Here is a 789-nt window from a genome sequence, read left to right on the forward strand (position 1 = left end):
ATAAAAATTCAATAAAGCTTTTACTTCACTTTCTTCTAAATCGCGATTTGGTAAATCATCCTTTGTAATTTTTGCATTCAATATTCGAGTATATAAAGGTACTTGAACATAATGACTATCAAATAAAAACTTAAAAAAGCTTTTTAATATGACAAGTTTTCTTGAAAGAGTTGTAACACGATAATGTTGCTTGTTCGAACCGTATTGATAAGTAGATAACCATTGTTGATATGAATCAATATGTCTTTGTTTTAAATTTTTGAAAAATGAAGTTTCTATATAAAATTCTACATCCTGGCGCAAAAATTCTTCACTCTTCATCAAGTATCGAAAAAACTGCATTAACTCTCGTATGTATTCCATCTTTGTACTATCTTTTCGTTGTTTCGATTTTTGAATATCTTTTCTCTGATGGACAAAGTAGTAGATCATATCCAAATCAGAAAAACCTTCATAAATCATACGATGATTTTTTTCATTTTCAAACTTTGTTTGTAGGAGAATAGGAAAGTATGTTTCATCTATTAAATACGCAATTATGTTGGATTCATTTAGATTCGTACTTGGTAAATGCACTGAATTTGTAATAAGTAGGCTTGATTTTACTAACATATTACTCACCTCATAATCTATTATACATAAATTATTCAATTTATAGTATTAATTCGAATAGTTTTTTCCGTTAAATAATAAACATATGTTTTTTATCAATATTAAAATTCATAAAATGATTTAGGTAGAAAAATACACTATTATTCTACTTTAAAAAAAGTTTGTTTAATTTATTAT

The 789-nt window shown here is 25.2% G+C and carries 1 pseudogene; it reads right to left on the reverse strand.

Going from position 1 to position 789, the window contains the following annotated elements:
* Positions 1 to 612: pseudogene (locus CN514_RS24505) on the reverse strand (tyrosine-type recombinase/integrase); the annotation flags it as partial.
* Positions 613 to 789 lie beyond the last annotated feature (177 nt).

Source organism: Bacillus sp. AFS001701, assembly GCF_002559405.1.
GTDB lineage: Bacteria > Bacillota > Bacilli > Bacillales > Bacillaceae_G > Gottfriedia.